The sequence below is a fragment of the Roseovarius sp. genome (assembly GCF_030373445.1).
GTDB lineage: Bacteria > Pseudomonadota > Alphaproteobacteria > Rhodobacterales > Rhodobacteraceae > Roseovarius.
In genome coordinates, this window is record NZ_JAUCYU010000003.1 from 303226 (window position 1) to 318581 (window position 15356).

Sequence of the window (15356 nt, forward strand, 5' to 3'; positions counted from 1 at the left end):
CCGCGTCAGGCGAGGAAGCCGGGAAGATCGTCCATCGCCACGACGTGGCAGTAGATCATGTTGATGATCTCGAGCTCGCGTTCGTGCAGGTCGTCGGTGGCGGCGGCGCAGGCGTCGTGGACCACCAGCACCTCGAAGCTTTCGTCGGCCAGCGAGCGGACGGTGGAACTGACGCACTGGTCGGTGAAGATGCCGGCGACGATAACGTGGCGGATGCCGATATTGTGCAGCATCAGCCGCAGGTTGGTGCCGGTGAGCGCGCTGTCGGTGGTCTTGGTGACGACGATCTCGTCGCCCTGGGGCGCGAGGGCATCGACGAGCTGGCTGTCCTCGCGGTCCTTGGGCAGGAGGAGGTAGTTGAAGCCCGGCTTCTTCTGGCTGAGCGAGCGGTCGCGGCCGTCCTGTGTCTGGCAGGCGATGCGGGCAAACATGACCTCGAGCCCTTCCTTGCGCGCCCAGCCGATGAGCCGCGCGTTGTTGGGGATGACAATGTCGTTCATCCGGTCGAAGAAGGGCTGCCAGCGGCGGGCCTCGGCGTCGTCCTCGGGCGGCTCCAGATAGGTGTTCTGGATGTCGATCACGAGGAGCGCGGTGCTGGCCGGGTCGAGGGTGATGTCATCCGGTTCCTCGGCGGTTTCGTAGTAGAAGCTGCGGAAGGCGGTTTTCCAGTTCCAGTCGCTCATTTCCGGCCCTTTCCCGGTTGGTTACGCGCCGATCTTGTCCATGTAGGCCTGGCCCAGCCGCGCGGTGGTGGCGGCGAAGCCGGGGGCCAGTTCCTGGGGTTCGGGCGCCTCGATATGGCTGCCGATCCAGGCCAGGAGGGCCATGCGGCGGAGCATGATGAAGGTGTCGATCTCGGCCTCTTCCGCCTCGCTCATTGGGCGGACGGAGCGGTAGCCGCGCACCCAGGCGTCGCGCATGGCGGGGATGCGGGGATCATCCTCGATGAAGCTGATGGCGGCGGCGAAGTCGTAGAGGAACCAGCCCCAGCCGCAATCGTCGAAGTCGATCAGTCGGGTGCCGTTGGCATCGACCAGAAGGTTGGCGAGGCGCATGTCGGCATGGATAAGGTTGAAGCGGTCGGGGGCCTTGCCGAAGGCGTCGAGCCGGTCGCAGATGGTCTTTTGCACCTTTTCGAGCACCTCGGCCACCTCGGGCGTGACCTCTGGCGCGTCGCGCCAGTCGCCCCAGGTGGCGTTGGGCCCGAAGACGGCGGCGGCATCCCATGTCAGGCGTTCGAACCCGTCGGGCTTCTGCCAGTTCAGCACGTGGTCATGGCAGCGCGCGGCGATCGTGCCCAGCTCCTCGAACCCGTCGGTCATGTCGCCGCTTTCATCCGGTTCGGAGCCTTCGACGAAATGGAAGAGCACCATGTAGCGTGGGTCGGCCAGCCCCTCGGTGCGGCCCTGCTGGATGGGGTCGCCGTTCTTGCCGACGTAATAGCCGGGCGTCGTGACCACGCCGTCACGGTCGAGTGCCTCGAGCCAGGCCAGTTCGCATTCGATGGCGCGGTGGGAGTGGTAGTTCTCGCGGTGGATGCGCAGGACGAACTTGTAGCCGCCCGGCGCTTCCACGAGGTAGGTCGCGTTCTCGGAGACGTTGATCAGCCGGGCCGTGGCGCCCTCGGGGACGTCCCACAGCGGCAGCGACTCCTGCGCCAGTTTTTCGAGATGGCGCAGCAATTCCTCCAGCGGCATGTCCGATCCTGACATCGCGATCCTCCTTCGGCTGTCGTGGTGGTCAGATTTCTTCCATCGCCTCGAGGGATTCAGGCAGGATCTGGCCGCCGTCAATGACGATCTGCTGTCCGGTGATGTAGGCGGCCTCGTCCGAGGCGAAGAACAGGGCGGCGTTGCCGATGTCTTCCACGTCGCCCAGCCGTTTGAGCGGGATCGAGGCGGCCATGGTGTCGAGGTAGTCCTGCCCGAGGTCCTGAAGCCCTTCGGTATAGATGTTGCCCGGCATGACGGCGTTGATCGTGGTGTTGTAGCGCGACAGTTCCATCGCGGCGGTCTTGATGAAACCGAGCTGGCCCGACTTGGAAGCGCCGTAATGCGACCAGCCGGGGAAGCCCGTGTGCGGCCCGGTGATCGAGGAGGTGATGACGACGCGGCCCTTGCCGGCCTTCTCGAAATGCGGGATCGCCGCCTTCACGCAGAGGAAGGAGGAGCGCAGGTTGGTGGCCATCACTTGGTCCCATTCGGAGGGGTCCATGTCGACCATCTTGGTCTGGGGGAAGGCGCCGGCATTGGCGCAGAGCACGTGCAGGCCGCCCTGGGCCTCGGCGGTGCTGTCGATCATCTTTTTCACCGAGTCCCAGTCGGAGACGTCGCAGACCTCGTAGCGCACGTCGCCCTCGATCTCGCTTGCCGCCTTCTTCAGGTCGGCCTCGTTCCGGGCGGCGAGGGTGACCTTCGCGCCCTGGCGCGCGAACACCGTGGCGATGCCGCGGCCGATGCCCTTGGAGCCGCCGGTGACGATGACGCTTTTGCCCTTGAGTGACGTAAGCATGGTTTTTCCTCCGTGTTGGTTCTTCTCTTGTTTCAGTCCTGTGCCGTCCTGGCCTCTTTGTTTGCCCGCATCAGCCAGACCACCGCGACCGCGAAGAGGATGAGCAGGAAGGAGCCGACGACCGACATGATGCCAAGCGTGGGCACCAGCGGCGAGTAGCCCGAGACCATCTTGGCATAGAGCCATTCCGGCAGGGTCGAGTCGGCCCCGGTGGTGAAGAGCGACAGCGGGAAGTTGCCCCAGCTGAGCAGGAAGGCGAAGAGGCCGGCCGAGACGATGCCGGGCATGAGCAGCGGCAGGGTGATCTCGCGCAGGACGGTGAAGGTGCCGGCGCCCATGTCGCGGGCCGCTTCCTCGAGCGCGGGGTCGAAGCTGTAGGCGCGGATGGCGACGATCAGCGTGGCGATCGGCGTGATCCAGATGAGGTGGGCGACGACGGCGGTCTTCCACGTGGGGATGATGCCCAGCGAGTTGAACCACATCAGCAGCGCCAGCCCCAGAACCGTCTGCGGGAAGAAGATGGGCAGCAGGATCAGCTTCTGGAAGGTGTTCCGGAAGCGCCATTGGTAGCGGGCGAAGGCCAGCGCGCCGAAGAAGGCGAAGACCAGCGCGATCACGGTGACGAGAAGCGCGACCGACAGCGAGGTCAGGAGCAGCTCGCTGACCGTGCTGCTTTCCAGCGCCTCGCCGTACCACTTGGTGGAATAGCGCTTGATCGGGAAGCTGAGGTAGCGCGATTGCGAGACCGAGGCGAAGCCCACCGACACCAGCGGCAGGTAGAGGAAGGCGATCATCGCGATGCCGTAGATGAACAGGACGGTGCGGGTCAGGCGGCTGGCGTTCATCAGCGTTTCCTTCCCATGATGGCGTCGAGGTCGACCTTGGAGACGCCGAACAGCGCCAGCGTGCCGATGATGACGATGAGGATCATCGAGAGCGCCGAGCCGAGCGGCCAGTTCTGGCCGAAGGTGAAGGCGGTTTCGATGTCGTCGGCGATGGCGATGACCGCCTGACCGCCGAGGATTTTCGACTCCGCCAGCGCCCCCGCCGCGAGCACGAAGCTGAGCAGGGAACCGACGACGATGCCGGGCGCGGCGAGCGGGATCTCGATCTGCCAGAGCACCTGCCAGCGGGTCGCGCCCAGGTCGTAGGCGGCTTGCCTCGTGTCATCGGGGACCATGGAGATGCCCTGTGCCAGCGGGAACAGCATGAAGGGCAGGTAGACGTAGACCAGCCCGAAGACGATAATCGGCACGCCGTAGAGCGGGCTGTCGAAACCGATGCCGGTGAGCGCGCGGAAATGCCCCTCGATCAGCCCGCCTTTCATCAGCGTGAGCACCCAGCCGAAAAGGCGGATGTTTTCCGAGACGAACAGGCTCATGACGATGGCGATGGTCAGGACCAGCGTGAAGCGCTTGAAGATCTTGGCCATGGCGTAGGCGAGCGGCCAGCAGACCACCAGCAGGATCACGGTGGAGGCCAGCGCCATGCCGAGCGACCACAGGAGCGACTTGTAGTAGCCCTGCTTGAAGAACACCGCGTAGGCCGAGAAATCGGGCGTGTTGGCCAGCGAGAAGACCTTGGGCGGCATGATAGAGAAGATCGCCACCACGACCAGCGGCGCGAGGAAGGCCAGCACCATCAGCAGGGTCACCGGCAGGGCCGACAGGAGCCCCAGTCTGCGGTCGAGGGTCTTCATGCGGCCTCGTCGATGAAATGGGTGTTGCGGGCGTTGAAGCCGACGGTGAGCTGTTCGCCCTCGGCGACGGCGCGGCGGTCCTCGCGCAGCTTCTCGACGGTGACCATGCCGGCGGCGGTTTCGATCTCGTACTGGATGCGGGAACCCAGCGCGTATTCGCCGTGCAGGGTTCCACTGAGGGTGAAGTCGTAGCTGTCGCCGTCATCGGCGAAGCGGACGTATTCGGGGCGGACCATCAGCAGGCCGCGTGCGCCCGCCGGCGCCTTGGCCAGCGTGGCGCCGGGCCGGACTGTGAGCACGTCGCTGGTGACTGTGCCGTCGCCGCCGGTGGTCACGCCGAAGAGGTTCACCTCGCCCATGAACTCGGCCACGAAGCGGCTGACCGGGGCGCCGTAGATCTCGTCGGCCTCTGAGATCTGTTCGATCCGGCCTTCCTTCATGATGGCGATGCGGTCGGACATGACCATCGCCTCTTCCAGCGAGTGGGTGATGTAGACGAAGGTCTTGCCGGTGCGGGCGTGCAGGTCTTTCAGTTCTTTCTCGAGCGTCTTGCGCAGGCGGTAGTCGAGCGCCGAGAGGGGTTCGTCGAAGAACAGGATCTCGGGGTCGAAGGCCAGCGCACGGGCCAGCGCCACGCGCTGTTTCTCTCCGCCGGAGCATTGCGAGATGCGCTTGTCGTAGTAGCTTTGCGGGAGGCGCAGGAGGTCGAGCAGTTCGAGCGCGCGGGCCTTGCGGCGGTCGGGCGCCTCCTTGCGGAGCTTGAGCGGGAACTCGATGTTCTGGCCCACGGTCATGTGCGGGAAGAGCGCCAGCGACTGGAACACCATGCAGGTCGGCCGCAGGTTGGCCGGGGTGTCGTCGATGCGCTTGTCGCGCAGGCGGATTTCGCCGTCGGTCAGGTCGTCCATGCCCACCAGCAGGCGGATCAGGGTCGACTTGCCGCTGCCCGAGGGGCCGACGATCGTGAAGAATTCGCCCTCGTTGATATCGAGGTCGATACGGTCGAGTGCGGTAAACGTTCCGAATGATTTCACGACGCCACGCAGGCGCAGGAATGGCGAGGAATCCATGCTCTACCCTTGGAAACTGGAAATTCTGGCGGATGGCCCCGGCACCAGTGGCGCCGGGACCCGCCGGATCACGACCGACGTTCTTCGGTGTAGATGTCGATCAGCGTGTCGTAGGAAGCGACGACCTGGTAGTCGAGCGAGCGCTCCATCTCCTCGGCGAGGGTGTCCATCTGGATCGCGTCCAGCTCTTCCTCGTCGAAGAGGGACATGACCGCCTCGTCGCCCATCTGGCTGACCGGGTTGTAGGTGCCCTCGGTGAAGGCGACGGCCTTGGAGATTTCCGGCTGCTGCACGAATTCGAGGAATTCCTGCGCCAGGTCGCTGGGATCCGGGTTGTTGACCAGCGAGGTCAGCTCGATCCAGACCACGCCGCCCTTGCCGTCGACCGGGCCCGAGCGGGGCGTGATGCCGCGCACGTTGGTGGCGCCGTCGTAGCGCGCCGGGGACGCGGTGTAGGTGCCGCCGGTGAAGTAGGCGTCGATCTCGCCGTTGATCAGGGCGGTGTTCATCGCCACCAGGTCGTCGGTCATCAGCTTGGCGCCGCCGAAGATCGTCTTGGCGGTTTCGCGGAACTTCTCGACATCCTCGCCCTCGATCGGCTCGAACGGGTTGAGGCCGGCGGTCAGGCACATGTGCATGACGTTCCAGTTGTCGTAGGTCAGAACGCCGTAGCGACCCTGCATGTCCGGGTCGAGGAACAGGTTCCAGCCCTGGTCTTCGGCGGTTTCCTGGCTAATGACATCGGTGTTGACCACGAAGCTGAACGGGCCATAGCGCTGGGGCATGCCGATCAGCTCGCCATCGTCGGCGAAGGACAGCTCGTAGGGCGGGTTCTTGAAGGACGGCAGCATCTTGTCGAAATACGGCATGAAGCGGTCCTTATCGAGCGGCTTGATCAGCCCCTCGGGATAGAGCCGGTCGCGCGCCCAGGGCTGGTTGACGTTGATCAGGTCCCAGACCGAGGTTTCCCCGGCGCGGAGCTTGTTGATCATGTCCGGGTCGGAGGTGCCGCTTTCGGCGCGGACGGTGGCATCGGGGTGCGCCTCGCGGAACGGGCCGAGCACCTCGTCGGAGTTGTAGCCTTCCCAGCACAGGATGTTCATGCGGTCGCTGCGGGCCGCGAAGGCGGGGCTCAGCGGGCCCGCGGCGGCGAGGCCTGCAAGGGCGGCGGAGCGGCCGACGAATTGTCTTCTGGAAAATCTGTTGGTCATTTTCAGTTACCTCCGGTTGGTTGGTTTGGTTGTTGCGCCCCGTTCAGGCGGGGCGGCCTTTTATTTTTTCTAGCGTCTGGGTGATCTTGTCTCTAGCCGTTTGCATGTCCTCAACGGTGCCGGACATGAAGATTCGCCCCGTGGCGCCCATCATTTGAACATCGTTGATCACCGCCCCGGGCGCGGCCTTCTCGGCCTCGTTGGCGGCGACGCAGGCGAAAAGCGCCGGCGTCATCTCGTAGATCAGGAGCGCCACGCCCGGCACGAGGATCGATCCGTCGCGCGAACGGTTGAGGATGATCGCGTGCTGGTCGGAGAGATCCTCGATGATGTCGTGGTAGAGGATCTTCGGCGCGAGCTGGTCGCTGGCCTTGGCGCCGATGCCCTTGAGGATCGCCTTGCCGGCGGCGTCGAGGTCCTTCATGTCGTCGGCGTGCAGCTCCAGCAGGCCGAACTGGCGCTCGGTGAAGAGGATGCCCGGCTCCATGTCGGGCGCTTCCTTGAGCGCGAGGTCGGCGATGCGGTGGATGCTGAGCGCCGGGGCGACCTCGATGATCAGCGAGTTCTGGCCGCGGAACGGCGGGTAGGCCCGCGCCCGCAGGGGGGAGGAGAGATAGGCCGCGAATTGCGGCTGCAGATCTTCGATCGGAAGATATACGCGAAGCTCTGTCATGATCCGGTCCGGTCCCCCTGCGGTGGTGCGGTTACTTGGAGACGGCCGCGGCCGAGAAATGCTTGCCGAGATCGGCATGCGGGCGCGGGATGACGTGGACCGCGGTGACTTCGCCGACCTGGCTTGCGGCTTCGGCGCCGGCTTCGGTCGCGGCCTTGACGGCGCCCACGTCGCCCTTGACGACGACGGAGACGAGACCGCCGCCGACTTCGTTGCGGGCGACGATTTCGACGTTCGCGGCCTTGACCATGGCGTCGGCCGCGGAAAGCGCGGGCACGTAGCCTTTGGTTTCGATCATTCCGATTGCGAGATTAGCCATGGGTGTGTTCCTTCATGGTTGACTGTTACTTCGTTTCGTCGATGGAGCCGATGATCAGCGCGTCCACGGGCACGGTCTGGCCCTGGAAGTAGCCGGCGGCGACCGATCCTTGGGTGACCAGCACGGTTTCGCCCGTGTCGCAGCCCAGCGGATCGAAGGCGATCAGCTTGCCGCCGCCGTCGGTCTCGACCTCGAGCAGCGCCCCGCGCGGCAGCGAGGGCACGCGGCGGGTCGACCAGACCTTTCCTGTGACACGGCCTAGTATCATGTCTTATCCCTTTCGATCCGGATGCCGCGGCGGCGCGCCTCGTCCCGCGCCAGCGGGGTGAGCCGACTGGCCGGCCCGATGCGCAGGCTGCGGGCGGAGGGGGCGAGCGCATTGATGTCGCGCTCGGTGATCAGCGATTTCTCGAGCCGGTCCGGGGCTTTGCGGGCCGGGCCGGTGACCAATGGCATGGAGGGTGCCGATGGTGTCGGCGCGGGCGTGGTCAATTCGAAGACCAGTTCGCCCCGCGCCACCCGGTCGGCGAAGCCCGGCTCGGAGGCGCGTTGCAGCAGGTCTTGAGCAAAGCGCGTCAGGTCGGCGCCCGAGGTGATGCGCACCTGTTCCGTGGCCGGCGCGCCCTGCCCCGCCTCGGCGCGCAGCGCAGCGATTTCCTCGCGCAGGATGGCGCGGATCTCGTCCCGGAGGGCTGACATCACGACGCTCCTGCATCACGTAACGCGCCTTCGGCCGCGTTTCTGGCGTTGCGCACGTCGGCCTCGGTTCCGGCCATGTAGAGCCGGCCGTTGGCGCCGATCATCCGCATGTCGATGAGCTTGACGTCGGCTTCCTTCTCGGCCTCGTTGCAGGCGAGGATGGCATAGGCCGCGGACTGGCATTCGAGCAGGTAGATGCTGTCGCCGCCCAGCACCATCGAGCCCAGCTTGTTGCGGTTCATCAGGAACGCGTGCTGGTCGTCGACATTGGTGACGAGCTTGGAGGCGAGGATCTTGGGCGGGGCCACGTCGTTCGCGGTCTTGCCCAGCGCCTCGAGGATGGCGGCGGCACCGGAATGAACCTCGGCGGTGGAGCGGGAGTGGAATTGCAGCGTGCCGAACTGGCGTTCCACCACCAGGAGGCCCGCGTGGACATCGGCGCTTTTGAGCACGGTGTCGGTCAGGGCTTCCACATCCAGTCCCGGTGCGATCTCGACAATCTGGGCGGCCATGCGCAGGCGCGGCAGGGTGCCGCGCATCCAGGTGGAGATGTAGGCCAGCGTCTGCGGCTGAAGCTGGTCGATGAAGATCGAGGCGCGAAGTTCGGTCATGCCTCGCCCCCCTTCAGGCTGCGGAGTTCTTCGAGGATCAGGCGGCGGAGTTCGTCGCGGCTGACATCGCCGGAGGATTGGGCCGGTTCGGGCGGCGGGGCGGCGGGCTTGGGGGCCGCGCGGCCGGAGGAGACGGCCGAGAGGTCGACGCCGGCGAGGTTGGCGGGCAGATCCCTAGCGTAGGCGATGCGGGTCCATTGCACGAGGTGCTGGGGCCCGAGATTCTCGCCGATGGAGGAGCGGCCGGCGAAGCCGGTGCCAATGGTGAAGGAGGGCGGCAGGTGGGTGGCGAAGCCCGCGGCGCCTTGCGAACAGGGTGCATTGACCACGACGCGGTAGACCGGGACGCCCTGGGAAAAGGCGACGAGGCGGTCGTTGTCCTCGCCATGGAAGGCGGCGGAGTGCCCTGCCCCGCGCTTCGCGGTGTGCTTGGCGAAGGTCAGCGCCTGCTGGAAATCGGTGGCCGCGGTCAGGGTCAGCACCGGGCAGAGTTTCTCGCGGAATAGGAGGTCATCCTGCCCCGGGGTGGCGACGACGGGCACCAGAACCTTGGTCGAGGGATTGACGCGCAGGCCCGCGCGTTCGGCGATCCAGGTGGCGCTTTTGCCGATGGCCTCGAGGTTGAAGCCCTTGTCGGTAAAGAGATACTCGCGCAGGCGGTCGGTGTCGGCCTCGTTGCAGACATGGGCACCCGCCGAGCGCAGGGCGCGTTCCATGTTGCCGCGGTTGGACTCGAGCGTCAGCGCCACGCTTTCGTTGGTGCAGAGCACCGAGTTGTCGAACGCCTTGCTTTCGACGAGGCAGCGGGCGGCGGCGTCGACCTTGGCGGAGGGGTCGATATAGGCGACCGCGTTGCCCGGCCCCACGCCCATCGCCGGGTTGCCCGAGGAATAGGCCGCGCGGACCATGGCGGTGCCGCCGGTGGCGAGGATGACGTTGATGCGGTCGGAACTCATGATGTCCTGCACCAGCGGGATCGAGGGATCCTCGACGCACTGGATGAGGCCCGCGGGGGCGCCCGCCGCTTCGGCCGCCTGTGCGAGGTGTTGGGCGGCGGCGGCGGAGACTTTCCTGGCCGCCGGGTGCGGGCTGAGGACGATGGCGTTGCGGCTGAGGATGGCCAGCATCGCCTTGTAATACACGGTGGCGACCGGGTTGGTGGCAGGGGCCAGCGCGAAGACCACGCCCGCCGGTTTGGGCAGCTCGATGATCTTGGCGGCCTCGTTCACGCGGGGGGTGACGAGGTCGAGGTCGCGGTAGTAGTCGAGCAGCTCGTGGGTGCAGAGCTTGTTCTTGATGGTCTTGTGTTCGACCACGCCGAAGCCGGTTTCCGACACGGCCTCGTCGGCGAATTGCGCGGCCTTGTCGTGGCCGGCTTTCGCGACCGCCTCGGCGATGGCCATCACGGCCTCGCGGCTGAAATCCTTGTAGTAGCGGGCGGCCCAGGCGGCGCGGCCCACTTTCATGCGGGCGCGGGAGAGCTCCCTGTCGGGGACCGCGAGGCGGGGGGCGTCAAACGTCGCGTGTTCGGTCATGCCGCGCGCCTCATGGTCTTGAGAAGTTGCCGGGCGCGGGGCATGGCGGCGTCGAACCGGTCCATGATTTCCTGGCAGGTGTCGACGTCGAGCACGACGCCGGGCTTGAATTGCAGCACCCGCTTGTCGAGCGAGGAGAAGATCGCCCAGACGCCGTTTTCATAAAGCGCGCGGGAGACGGCGACGGCGCCCTCGGGGTGGTCGAATTCCAGCCCCAGCACCACGCCGCGCTGGCGGACGCCGACGAAGATGTCGCTGTGGCGTTCCATCATCTCGGCCATGGCCTGCGAGAAGAACTCGGCGACGAAATGGACGTTCGAGACGACCTCGGGGCGTTGCAGCATCTCCATCACGTGATGGCCGACGAGGCAGCCGAGTTCGGCACCGCCGGAGGTGCTGATATGGGCCGCGCCGTCCTCGACCAGCCACTGGCCGCATTCCTCGGTCGTGAGGCAGGCGCTGATCGGGTAGATGCCGCCGCCCAGCCCCTTGCCGCAGACGAACATGTCGGGGGTGACGCCGTAGCCCTGCCAGCCCCACATGACGCCGGTGCGCATCAGGCCGGTCTGGACCTCGTCGGCGATGAACTTGGTGCCGTACTTGCGGCAGAGATCCTGGCAGGCCTTGAGGTAGCCGTCATCGGGCATGGGAAAGCCGTAGGTGGCGGGGATGGTTTCGACGATGAAGCCGGCGACGTCGCGGTTCTTGAGCACCTGTTCGAGCGCGTCGATGTCGTTGAAGGGGACCTGCAGGAACTCGTCGGGCTTGTCGGAGAGGAATATCTTGGAGAAGCGTTCGTCGCCGGTGGCGACGGAGAGGCCGGAATGGCCGTGATAGCCCTTGATGATGGACACGATCTTGCGCCGCTTGGTGGCGTAACGTGCTGTTTTCAGGGCAATTTCCACGGCCTCGGCGCCGCCCGACCCGAAGATCGCGTATTTCATGTGGGGCGCGGTATTGACCAGTTTCTCGGCAAAGGCCGCGCGGGCGACGGAGGGGAACCAGTGGTTGCCCATGTCGAAATAATCGAGCCCGGATTTCAGCACCTCGACCAGTTCCGGGTGGCGGTGGCCGAAATTGTAGGTGCCGCCGTTGAGGTGCAGGTCGATCAGGCGCTTACCGGACATGTCGTAGAGGAAATACCCCTCGCGACGGTCGATGACCATCGGCGTGCCGGCCTCCGTCCAGAAGCTGACCTTGCCGGGATTCCAGTATTCCGCGGCCTTTTCCAGGAGATCTTCCTTCGAGTCGAAGGAGAAGTAACCGTAGTTGAACACGCGATTCCCCTTTGCAGATCACCCGGAGATTAGCAGGAAATTAACGTGTCACAACATTTTTTGACCGACTTCGGTCATTTTATCTTAGATTTTTGAGGCAACTCCCGTATATTGCCCATGATCAACAGGGCGCACGACCGCGAAATGTCTAAGAAAACACAAAGACATGACCAGATTCTCAGCATCCTCGAGGTGAACCCCTCGATCCGGGTGGCGGAGATGGCCGACGAGCTGGGCGTGTCGAGCGAAACGGTGCGGCGCGACCTGAGCGAGTTGGACGAGACCGGGCGGATCAAGCGGACCTATGGCGGCGCCGTGCGCACCAAGACCTTCGAGCCGGCGCTGGCCGAGCGGCTGCAGCTTCACGTCAAGGCGCGTGAGCAGATCGCCCAGCGCGCGCTGGAGCGGGTGGGCGATGCCGGGAGCCTGTTCATCGGCGGCGGGGCGACGACGCTGCATTTCGCGCGGGCGTTGCGGGGGATCGACCGGCAGCTGACGGTACTGACCCCGGCCTTCAGCATCGCGACCGAGCTTTCGGTGAACCCGCTGATCCAGGTGATGTCGCTGCCCGGCGTGGTCGAGCCGCGCGAGGGGCTGGTTTACGGCGCCGAGACGATCAAGTGCATTAAGCAGTTCCGCACGCCGCTGGCGGTGACCGGCGCCTCGGGCGTCGACGAGGAAGGGATGAGCGAGGCGCTGCTGCATGCCGGTCAGGTCTACTCTGCAATGATCGAGGCGGCCGACGAGGCGCTGATCCTGGCCGATGCGTCGAAGTTCGGGCATCGGTCGCTTCAGCGGATCATCGACTGGCAGCCCGGCGTGACGCTGATCACCGACGAGCGGCCGCCGCCGCCGCTGTGGGATGCGATCCGTCAGGCCGAGGCAGATATAATCGCCGGCTGAACGATTTCTTAAGGCACAGGGAGGTGCCGCGGACGATGAGCAACAGCTACGACGCCAACCGATGGAAACGGTTCGACGACTGGGATGCGCGCCCGCTGCGGCATGACCAGTTCGCGGTGGAGGACCCGGAGAACGGGTTTTCCGCCTTTGCCGGGGCCGCCGACCCCAAGCCCGGCCTGACGGTCGGGAACGGGCGGGTCGCGTCGATGGACGGAATCCCGGCGGCCGAGTTCGACATGATCGATGCCTTCATTGCCGCCCATCACCTCGACATGGACGTGGCGGAGGAGGCGATGGCCATTCCGTCGGAGCGGCTGGCGCGGATGCTGGTGGACATGAACGTGCCGCGGGAGGAGCTGGTGCGGCTGGCGCGCGGGCTGACGCCGGCGAAGCTGGCCGAGGCGGTGGCGCAGCTTAACGCGATGGAAATCGCCTTCGCCTATTCCAAGATGCGGGCGCGGAAAACGCCGGGAAACCAGGCGCATGTGACCAATGCGAAGGATGATCCGCTGCAACTGGCGGCGGATGCGGCGGTTGCCGTGGCGCTGGGGTTCGACGAGATCGAGACGACGATGCGGGTGGCGCGGAACTCGTGGTCGAACGCGCTGGCCTGTTGCGTGGGCTCGGTCGTCGGGCGGGCGGGGACGCTGTTCCAGTGCTCGAGCGAGGAGGCCGAGGAGCTGGAGATCGGCATGGCGGGGTTCACCTCCTATGCCGAGACGGTGTCGGTTTATGGCACGGAAAGCGCCTTTGTCGACGGGGACGATACGCCGTGGTCGAAGGCGTGGCTGGCCGCGGCCTATGCGTCGCGGGGGATCAAGATGCGCTGTACCTCGGGGGCGGCGTCGGAGCTGCTGATGGGGTATCACGAGGCGAAATCGCTTCTGTATCTCGAGGCGCGGTGCCTGTGCCTGCAGCGCGGCATGGGCTCTCAAGGAACGCAGAACGGCGGGATCGACGGGGCGCCGCTGGCGTCGTCCATTCCCGGCGGGGTGCGGGAGATCTGGGCGGAGAACCTGCTGGCGGTGTGGCTGGACCTTGAATGCGCCTCGGGCAACGACGCGCGGCACTCGGAATCGGAGATGCGGGTGGCGGCGAAGGTGCTGCCCTTCCTGATCGGGGGGTCGGACCTGATCTGTTCGGGGTTCGGGAGCATTCTGAAATACGACAACTCGTTCAACCCGTCCTCTTTCAACGGCGAGGAGCTGGAGGAATTCCTTGTTCTGCAACGGGATTTCGAGGCGGATGGCGGGCTGACCCCGATCGAGGATGCCAGCGCGCTTGGCCTGCGGCGGCGGGCGGTGGATGCGCTGAGCCACGTGCTGAAGGACCTGGGGCTGGCGGAGCCGACGGAGGTGATGAAACGCTCGGTGGCGGTGGCCTCGGGGTCGAACGACACGGAAAGCTTTGCGCCGCGCGACGTGGCGGTGATCAGCGACCGGATCAGCAGCCGGGGGATCACGGTGATCGACGTGATCCGCTCGCTGTATGGTGGCGGGTTCCGGGAGGAGGCGGAGAACCTGCTTTTCCTCGTGAAACTGCGGGTGTCGGGGGATTATTTGCAGACCTCGGCGATCATCCGCGACGGGCACGTGATCAGCGCGATCAACGATCCGAACGACTATACCGGCCCCGGCACAGGCTATCGCGTGAGCGAGGCGCGGCGGGCGGAGCTGGCGGCGATCCGCAACGTGCTGGACCGCGAGGAGGTGCTGCGGCGGGAGGCGGCGAGCGAGGCCGGAGAGGCGCGCGCGGTGGAGTATCGGACGATGGGGCCGGCGGAGCGCGGCGCCGATCCGGGCGAGGTGGTGGTGGGCGTAAGCCCCGGTTTTGGCACGAAGATTTTCCGGACGCTGGCCGGGCATCCGTTGAGCGCGGTGTTGCGGGCGTTGAGGGACGGGATCGAGGCCGGTGGCGGGCGGATGCGGGTGCTGCGCATCCGGCATACGGCGGATACGTCCTTCCTGGGGCTGAGCGCGGCAAGGCTGTCGGGGTCGGGGATCGGGATCGGCATCCAGTCGAAGGGGACGGCGGTGATCCACCAGAAGGACCGGCTGCCGCATAACAACCTCGAGCTTTTCTCGAACGCGCCGGTGACGACGCTGGCGCATTACCGGGCGCTGGGGGAGAACGCGGCGGGCTATGCGAAGGGCGATATGCCGGCGCCGGTGGTGGTGCCCACGCAGGGCGAGGCGCTGGGGGCAAGGTTTCATGCGCGGGTCGCGCTGACCTATGCGATCGAGACGAAGATGTGCGAGAACAACGCCTCGCCCGAGGCGTTGGAGATCCATTTCGCGGAGGGGGCCGATGGGGGATAAACCACTAAGCGTGAAGGATTATCCGCTGGCCGAGACCTGCCCCGAGCGGGTGACGGGCCATCGTGGCAAGGCGCTGGATGCGCTGACCATCGAGGCGGTTCTGAGCGGTGAATTGCAGATGGAGGACCTGCGGATCACGGCGGAGGCGCTGCGACGACAGGCGGAGATCGCGCGGGATGCCGGGCGTGCGGCGCTGGGGCGGAATTTCGAGCGGGCGGCGGAGATGACGAAGGTGCCGCAGGCGGTGGTGATGGAGGTGTACGAGCTGCTGCGGCCGGGGCGGGCGCCGTCGAAAGACGCGCTTTTGCAGGCGGCGCAGGGGCTTCGGGAGGAGTACGGGGCGGAGGCGCTGGCCGGGCTCGTGGAGGAGGCGGCGGAGGTCTACGAGAAACGGGGGCTGTTCCGGACGCGGTATTGAGGGGCGGCGATTCGTTGGTTAACGGCGTTGTTTCGAAGGGGTTTCAACGTCGGTATCACGTCGGTATTTCGTCGGTATCGCGTCGGTTCCGGGGTCTGTGACGGCGGGGGTT

17 protein-coding genes are annotated in these 15356 nt (G+C 66.0%); 3 read left to right on the plus strand and 14 right to left on the minus strand.

Features of this window, described 5'->3' with window-relative positions; all coding sequences use genetic code 11:
* Positions 1–5 precede the first annotated feature (5 nt).
* From QUV18_RS07735 to QUV18_RS07800, 14 genes are all read right to left on the minus strand, one after another.
* Positions 6–683 (minus strand): isochorismatase family cysteine hydrolase, encoded by a 678-nt coding sequence (locus tag QUV18_RS07735; RefSeq protein ID WP_300893041.1) that lies wholly within the window; start codon positions 681–683, stop codon positions 6–8.
* Between the two features lie 21 nt (positions 684–704).
* Positions 705–1712 (minus strand): phosphotransferase, encoded by a 1008-nt coding sequence (locus tag QUV18_RS07740; RefSeq protein WP_300893043.1) that lies wholly within the window; start codon positions 1710–1712, stop codon positions 705–707.
* A 28-nt stretch (positions 1713–1740) separates the two neighbouring features.
* Entirely contained in the window at positions 1741–2511 is a 771-nt protein-coding gene (gene fabG / locus QUV18_RS07745; RefSeq protein WP_300893044.1) for a 3-oxoacyl-ACP reductase FabG, read from the minus strand.
* A gap of 32 nt (positions 2512–2543) precedes the next feature.
* On the minus strand, positions 2544–3356 hold the full coding sequence (locus QUV18_RS07750; protein WP_300893045.1) for an ABC transporter permease: 813 nt from the start codon (positions 3354–3356) through the stop codon (positions 2544–2546).
* Positions 3356–4210: an ABC transporter permease gene (locus QUV18_RS07755; protein WP_300893046.1), complete on the minus strand. Its 855-nt coding sequence runs from the start codon at positions 4208–4210 to the stop codon at positions 3356–3358. The genes QUV18_RS07750 and QUV18_RS07755 overlap by 1 nt, the downstream gene beginning before the upstream one ends.
* Positions 4207–5280: an ABC transporter ATP-binding protein gene (locus tag QUV18_RS07760; RefSeq protein ID WP_300893047.1), complete on the minus strand. Its 1074-nt coding sequence runs from the start codon at positions 5278–5280 to the stop codon at positions 4207–4209. The genes QUV18_RS07755 and QUV18_RS07760 overlap by 4 nt, the downstream gene beginning before the upstream one ends.
* Before the next feature lie 68 nt (positions 5281–5348).
* On the minus strand, positions 5349–6491 hold the full coding sequence (locus QUV18_RS07765) for a PotD/PotF family extracellular solute-binding protein (protein WP_300893048.1): 1143 nt from the start codon (positions 6489–6491) through the stop codon (positions 5349–5351).
* Positions 6492–6534: 43 nt separating this feature from the next.
* A complete protein-coding gene (locus tag QUV18_RS07770; protein WP_300893050.1) occupies positions 6535–7164 on the minus strand; it encodes a hypothetical protein in 630 nt (209 codons plus the stop codon).
* Positions 7165–7195: 31 nt separating this feature from the next.
* Positions 7196–7483: a BMC domain-containing protein gene (locus QUV18_RS07775; RefSeq protein ID WP_152491589.1), complete on the minus strand. Its 288-nt coding sequence runs from the start codon at positions 7481–7483 to the stop codon at positions 7196–7198.
* A 25-nt stretch (positions 7484–7508) separates the two neighbouring features.
* A complete protein-coding gene (locus QUV18_RS07780; protein WP_300893053.1) occupies positions 7509–7751 on the minus strand; it encodes a EutN/CcmL family microcompartment protein in 243 nt (80 codons plus the stop codon).
* Positions 7748–8182, minus strand: a complete 435-nt coding sequence (locus QUV18_RS07785) for a hypothetical protein (RefSeq protein WP_300893055.1) — start codon at positions 8180–8182, stop codon at positions 7748–7750. Before QUV18_RS07785 ends, QUV18_RS07780 begins: the two co-directional genes overlap by 4 nt.
* Positions 8182–8793 (minus strand): BMC domain-containing protein, encoded by a 612-nt coding sequence (locus QUV18_RS07790; protein WP_300893056.1) that lies wholly within the window; start codon positions 8791–8793, stop codon positions 8182–8184. The genes QUV18_RS07785 and QUV18_RS07790 overlap by 1 nt, the downstream gene beginning before the upstream one ends.
* Positions 8790–10328 carry an aldehyde dehydrogenase family protein gene (locus QUV18_RS07795; protein ID WP_300893058.1) on the minus strand — a complete coding sequence of 513 codons (1539 nt, stop codon included), beginning with the start codon at positions 10326–10328 and terminating at the stop codon, positions 8790–8792. Before QUV18_RS07795 ends, QUV18_RS07790 begins: the two co-directional genes overlap by 4 nt.
* The gene (locus QUV18_RS07800; protein WP_300893060.1) at positions 10325–11605 is read right to left on the minus strand and encodes an aminotransferase class III-fold pyridoxal phosphate-dependent enzyme; all 1281 of its coding nucleotides are present in this window, start codon (positions 11603–11605) and stop codon (positions 10325–10327) included. The genes QUV18_RS07795 and QUV18_RS07800 overlap by 4 nt, the downstream gene beginning before the upstream one ends.
* Positions 11606–11749: 144 nt before the next feature.
* Here QUV18_RS07800 and QUV18_RS07805 point away from each other — a divergent pair, with 144 nt between their 5' ends.
* From QUV18_RS07805 to QUV18_RS07815, 3 genes are read left to right on the plus strand one after another with little or no spacing between them, the layout of a single operon-like run.
* Positions 11750–12508, plus strand: a complete 759-nt coding sequence (locus QUV18_RS07805; RefSeq protein WP_300893062.1) for a DeoR/GlpR family DNA-binding transcription regulator — start codon at positions 11750–11752, stop codon at positions 12506–12508.
* Between the two features lie 35 nt (positions 12509–12543).
* The gene (locus tag QUV18_RS07810; protein WP_300893063.1) at positions 12544–14826 is read left to right on the plus strand and encodes a propanediol/glycerol family dehydratase large subunit; all 2283 of its coding nucleotides are present in this window, start codon (positions 12544–12546) and stop codon (positions 14824–14826) included.
* Positions 14816–15244, plus strand: a complete 429-nt coding sequence (locus tag QUV18_RS07815; protein ID WP_300893064.1) for a diol dehydratase small subunit — start codon at positions 14816–14818, stop codon at positions 15242–15244. The genes QUV18_RS07810 and QUV18_RS07815 overlap by 11 nt, the downstream gene beginning before the upstream one ends.
* The last annotated feature ends 112 nt before the right edge of the window (positions 15245–15356 follow it).

Excerpts from the sequence above, each read along its gene's own strand:
- QUV18_RS07735 (WP_300893041.1), bottom strand. The coding sequence starts at position 683 with ATGAGCGACTGGAACTGGAAAACCGCCTTCCGCAGCTTCTACTACGAA.
- QUV18_RS07740 (WP_300893043.1), bottom strand. The coding sequence starts at position 1,712 with ATGTCAGGATCGGACATGCCGCTGGAGGAATTGCTGCGCCATCTCGAA.
- fabG (WP_300893044.1), bottom strand. The coding sequence starts at position 2,511 with ATGCTTACGTCACTCAAGGGCAAAAGCGTCATCGTCACCGGCGGCTCC.
- QUV18_RS07750 (WP_300893045.1), bottom strand. The coding sequence starts at position 3,356 with ATGAACGCCAGCCGCCTGACCCGCACCGTCCTGTTCATCTACGGCATC.
- QUV18_RS07755 (WP_300893046.1), bottom strand. The coding sequence starts at position 4,210 with ATGAAGACCCTCGACCGCAGACTGGGGCTCCTGTCGGCCCTGCCGGTG.
- QUV18_RS07760 (WP_300893047.1), bottom strand. The coding sequence starts at position 5,280 with ATGGATTCCTCGCCATTCCTGCGCCTGCGTGGCGTCGTGAAATCATTC.
- QUV18_RS07765 (WP_300893048.1), bottom strand. The coding sequence starts at position 6,491 with ATGACCAACAGATTTTCCAGAAGACAATTCGTCGGCCGCTCCGCCGCC.
- QUV18_RS07770 (WP_300893050.1), bottom strand. The coding sequence starts at position 7,164 with ATGACAGAGCTTCGCGTATATCTTCCGATCGAAGATCTGCAGCCGCAA.
- QUV18_RS07775 (WP_152491589.1), bottom strand. The coding sequence starts at position 7,483 with ATGGCTAATCTCGCAATCGGAATGATCGAAACCAAAGGCTACGTGCCC.
- QUV18_RS07780 (WP_300893053.1), bottom strand. The coding sequence starts at position 7,751 with ATGATACTAGGCCGTGTCACAGGAAAGGTCTGGTCGACCCGCCGCGTG.
- QUV18_RS07785 (WP_300893055.1), bottom strand. The coding sequence starts at position 8,182 with ATGTCAGCCCTCCGGGACGAGATCCGCGCCATCCTGCGCGAGGAAATC.
- QUV18_RS07790 (WP_300893056.1), bottom strand. The coding sequence starts at position 8,793 with ATGACCGAACTTCGCGCCTCGATCTTCATCGACCAGCTTCAGCCGCAG.
- QUV18_RS07795 (WP_300893058.1), bottom strand. The coding sequence starts at position 10,328 with ATGACCGAACACGCGACGTTTGACGCCCCCCGCCTCGCGGTCCCCGAC.
- QUV18_RS07805 (WP_300893062.1), top strand. The coding sequence starts at position 11,750 with ATGTCTAAGAAAACACAAAGACATGACCAGATTCTCAGCATCCTCGAG.
- QUV18_RS07810 (WP_300893063.1), top strand. The coding sequence starts at position 12,544 with ATGAGCAACAGCTACGACGCCAACCGATGGAAACGGTTCGACGACTGG.
- QUV18_RS07815 (WP_300893064.1), top strand. The coding sequence starts at position 14,816 with ATGGGGGATAAACCACTAAGCGTGAAGGATTATCCGCTGGCCGAGACC.